The 4,291-nt window shown below is 72.3% G+C and carries 3 protein-coding genes and 3 pseudogenes; 4 read left to right on the top strand and 2 right to left on the bottom strand.

The window, feature by feature from the left end; genetic code table 11:
• Window positions 1-263 (top strand): annotated as a pseudogene (locus FREUN1FDRAFT_RS38095) (transglutaminase family protein); the annotation flags it as partial.
• Window positions 264-383: 120 nt separating this feature from the next.
• Window positions 384-464, top strand: a pseudogene (locus tag FREUN1FDRAFT_RS48435) (VapC toxin family PIN domain ribonuclease); the annotation flags it as partial.
• 31 nt (window positions 465-495) lie between these two features.
• Here the strand turns inward: FREUN1FDRAFT_RS48435 and FREUN1FDRAFT_RS38100 are convergent.
• On the bottom strand, window positions 496-1,263 hold the full coding sequence (locus tag FREUN1FDRAFT_RS38100) for an ABC transporter permease (RefSeq protein ID WP_006545777.1): 768 nt from the start codon (window positions 1,261-1,263) through the stop codon (window positions 496-498).
• Window positions 1,264-1,557: 294 nt separating this feature from the next.
• On the opposite strand from FREUN1FDRAFT_RS38100, the gene FREUN1FDRAFT_RS38105 reads away from it, so the two are divergent.
• Window positions 1,558-3,165, top strand: a complete 1,608-nt coding sequence (locus FREUN1FDRAFT_RS38105; RefSeq protein WP_006545778.1) for a class I adenylate-forming enzyme family protein — start codon at window positions 1,558-1,560, stop codon at window positions 3,163-3,165.
• 54 nt (window positions 3,166-3,219) lie between these two features.
• On the top strand, window positions 3,220-3,627 hold the full coding sequence (locus tag FREUN1FDRAFT_RS38110; protein ID WP_006545779.1) for a VOC family protein: 408 nt from the start codon (window positions 3,220-3,222) through the stop codon (window positions 3,625-3,627).
• A 386-nt stretch (window positions 3,628-4,013) separates the two neighbouring features.
• Here FREUN1FDRAFT_RS38110 and FREUN1FDRAFT_RS38115 read toward each other — a convergent pair.
• Window positions 4,014-4,291, bottom strand: a pseudogene (locus FREUN1FDRAFT_RS38115) (transposase); the annotation flags it as partial.

Below are 4,291 nucleotides of genomic sequence, written 5' to 3' on the forward strand. Positions count from 1 at the left end.
CCGTGTATGCCCCCGGCCTGACTCCGATGGACTTCCACGCTGTCTTCGAGGCATGGTCTGACGGCGCGTGGTGGACTTACGACGCCACCCGCCGAGCCCCGCGCCAGGGCATGGTCCGCATCGCGACCGGTCGCGACGCGACCGACACGGCCTTCCTCAACGTCCTGCGAGGGATCATCGCCCTCCGGTCGATCGAGGTGACCGCCACGGTCACCGGCCCGCTTCCCCTCGACGACGATCTCACGCCCCGCCGGCTCTGCTGAGTTCTGGCCGGGTGGGCCCCGGTGCTTCTGGTCGGCGCCAGCGCCGTCCACACGCTGCTGCCCGGCCCGGACCTGCGGCTGGAACCGACATCACCCTGGTGCTGGTCATCCCGCCGTTGCACGCTTGCCGAGCTGTCCGCAGGGCCACATCGGGTCCGGCGCAACGACGAGCAGGACCTGTACGACGAGCACGAGGAACGCGTCGTTGGCCCGCTGATCGGTTGGGGCGGCGCTAGGGGGCGCCGCGGTGGGCCGGTCGGTGCTCGCCGGCGGAGGGGAGTACCCGGGGGGCGCCGAGCAGGTGGGCGAGGGCTACGGCGGCGACCGTCTCGGCGGTGAGCAGGCCGGTCAGGATGACGATCTGGAAGCGGGCCGCGTCGCCTGGGCTCGCGCCGCCCAGCAGCGCTCCGACGAATGCGCCGGGCAGAGTCACCAGCCCGGTGGTGCGGGTCTGGTCGAGGGCGGGCACCAGCGCCTCGCCGACGGCCTGACGGGCGATCGGCGCGCAGGCCTGCCGGGGAGTGGCACCGAGTGCGAGCCATCCCTCGACCTCGTCACGGCGGCGGATGAGCCCGTCGGCCAGTCTGCGGCCGACCAGGGTGCAGGCCGTCATGGTGCCGCCGAAGACGCTGCCGGACAGCGCGATCAGGTGCCGGGTCGACGGGTCGAGAACCGGCACGGCGAACACGATGCCCAGGGTCACGGCGGCGCCGGCCACGCACGAGCCGGCCACGGCCGGCAGCGGTCGGTGGAAGGCCGTCAGCCTCCGCGCGGCGGTGATCACGGCGGCGGTCAGCATCACGGCCAGCGCCGCCACGGCGGCCGGTGGGGCCGCGAACACGCCACGTAGCGCGAGGCTGACGAGCGTGAGCTGGATGACGGCCCGCACGACCGCGGTCGCCACCGCCGGAGCCCGGTCGACCCGGGCCCACAGCAGGCATCCGGCCGCCACCGCGACGAGGCAGCCGAGCCCGATGATCAGATGTGCGTCCATCGGCATCGGCCGGGCCTCCTCGCTCGCCGGACGACTGAACGACCGGACGACTGAACGACCGGACGACTGAACGACCGGACGACTGAACGACCGCCGGACGACCGAACGACTGAACGACCGGACGACCGGACGACGAACCAGCATGACCGACGGCGGACCGGCCGGATGTCGGATGTCATCGACCCGGCGCGGCTCTCACTCGCATGGTCACCGCACGAGCACCTGGCGAGTTGGCGAGTGCCATCAGCGGGACACCGCGGTTGATGGCGTCGGCGACATCTGTGAGGAGACGATTCACCCGTGGACGGACATCCCGCGTCACCCGTGAACGGTCCCCCCGCTCCGGCCGCGGCGGACGGCGCGGTGCCGTCCGGGCAGCCCGTGCCGGCCGGGCAGCCCGTGCCGGATGCAGTGCCTGCGCTGCCCGCGCCGTCGTCATCACCGGTGCGGCTGCCCGACACCGTCCGGGAGGCCGGCCGGCGGTTCGGTGTGGCCACCGCCCTCGTCGAGCCGGACGGAGCCCGGCTCAGCTTCGCCGAGCTGGACCAGCACTCCGACAGCGTCGCCGCCGGCCTCGCCGCCCGCGGGCTCGGCCCCGGTGACCGGATCGTGCTGCGGCTGCCGTCGCGCGGCCAGTACGTGCTCGCCTATCTGGCCGCGGCGAAGCTGGGTGCCGTCACCGCCGGGGTCAACCCGGCCCTCGCGCCGCCCGAGCAGGAGCGGCTGACCGAATCCGTCGATCCGAAGCTCGTGCTGAGCGAGCCCGGTGAGGTGGACGAACTGCTGCGATGGGCGCGCGGGAGCGGCGCGCGTGCGCAGGTTCCGGCCACGCCACCGGCTGACCCGGCCCGCCCCGTCGCGATCGTGTTCACATCCGGCACCACCGGGGCACCCAAGGCCGCGGTGTTCACCGAAGCCCAGCTCGACGCGGTGGCCCTGATCGACACGGGCCGGGAGTGGGCGGGGACGCCCGGCGAGCCGATGCTCAACTCCACTCAGTTCGCCCACGTCGGCTTCATGACGAAGCTGCCCTGGTATATGCGCCGGGGCCTGCGCATCCATCTCCAGGACCGCTGGGATGCCGGGCGGACCCTGGCCCTGCTGGCGGCGCAGCGGGTGCCGGTGGTCAACGCCGTCGCGCCGCAGCTGGCGCTCATGCTGCGCCATCCGGACTTCGACGGTTTCGACCTGTCGGCGGTCCAGATGCTGGTCGCGGGGGCCGCTGCCTCGCCGCCGGCGCTCGTCGCCGAGGCCCGGCGCCGGTTCGGGGCGCCCTGCTGTGTGCGGTACTCGTCCACCGAGACCGGTGGCTGCGGCCTGGGCACCGCCCCGGACGCCGACGACGACGAGGCGATGCACTCGGTCGGCCGCCCACGGCCGGGGATCAGGGCCCAGATCCGCGACGACGACGGCCGGCCGATGCCGACGGGGGAGGTCGGCGAGCTCTGGCTGCACACCCCGAGCGCGATGGCCGGCTACTGGCGTAACCCGCAGGCCACCGCCGAGGCGCTGGTCGACGGCTGGGTCTGCAGCGGGGATCTGGCCCTCGTCGACGAGCGGGGCCTGGTCCGGCTGCGCGGCCGGAAGAAGGAGATGTACATCCGCGGCGGCTACAACGTGATCCCGGCCGAGGTGGAGGCGCTGCTGAGCACCCATCCACTGGTCGCCGAATGCGCGGTGCAGCCGCGGGCCGACGAGATTCTCGGTGAGCGCGGAGTCGCGGTGGTCGTGGCGCGCGACCCGGACCGGCCGCCGACGCTCGCCGATCTCACCGCCCACCTGCGTGGCCAGCTGGCCACCTACAAGCTGCCCGAGGATCTGGTCCTCGTCGACGCGCTGCCCCTCACCCCGCTTCACAAGATCGACCGGTCGGCGCTGGCCGATTTGGTGGCCCGCACCAAGACCTGACGGGTCGATGTCAGACTGTGGTGAAGCCGGTGTTCCGAGTGAATCGAGGACGCAGTGCCAACCACGGCGGGATTCAACCACGTCGCCACGCTTACGGCCGATCTGGACAATATTGTGAAGTTCTATTCCGACGCTTTCGAAGCTGTGGTGACCTTCGAGATGGCGGCGCGAGAAGGCCATCCGCGGATGGCGATTCTCGACCTCGGCGGGGGTGCCGCACTCAACGTCTTCGAGGTGCCGGCCGAGGAGATAATCGGAGAGCGGCGCCGCATCGGCGGGCGGGGGCCCATCGACCATTTCGGCCTGGCGGTGGACTCCCTGGCCACCCTGGAGGCGACCCGTGACCGGCTGCGCGAGCTGGGCGCCGACATCGGGGAGATCCAGCGCCTCGGCGACGAGTGGTCACTGTTCTTCCGCGACCCGGACGGCATGGAGCTCGAGGTCTGCTGCCACGCTGGCTGACGGTTCGCCGGTCCATCCCGGCCGACCGGGATGGACCCGGGCCCCGGTTGGAGCCAGTCGCCGGCTTCAATCAGCCGCTGCCGCTGCCGCTGCCGCTGCCGCTGCCGCTGCCGCTGCCGCTGCCGCTGCCGCTGCCGCTGCCGAGCAAGACGTAATGCCACTTAGCCTATTTTGATCAAGCTGCTGCCTGGGGTTCTACAGGGTTGGCGAGCCTGATCGTGGGCGGGGCGGAGTGACGCCTACCGCGCTGGCGGGGTTTCTTCACGGGGTAGCGGTGTGGTCCGGCGCGTCGCACGGCGCGGGGGTAGGTGCGTTCGCGGTGCCGGGTGAGTTTCGCGGGTCGGGTGATGTCCGTGGTGATCAGGGTGAGGGCGTGTTCCTGCTGGTCAGGGGGAAAAGGCCGGCGGGTCAGCGACCTGCCGGCGCAGAACTCTCACGGTCCGGGTGAACCGGACCCGGTCGGGGTCGATCCCGGCGGCGGTCGCGGCCGCGCAGATCAGCGCGGCGATCGCGTGGTGGGTGAGCAGGTAGCCCCAGATCTCCTGGTAGACCCCCTCGGGTGACTGCGACCGCAGGACCTTCCCCGGGCCGCGCAGGTAGGTCTTGACCTGCCGGTTCGCGGTCTCGTGTTCCCACCGCTGGTGGTAGGCGCCGGCCAGCGCGG

The organism is Parafrankia sp. EUN1f, assembly GCF_000177675.1.
Lineage (GTDB): Bacteria > Actinomycetota > Actinomycetes > Frankiales > Frankiaceae > Parafrankia.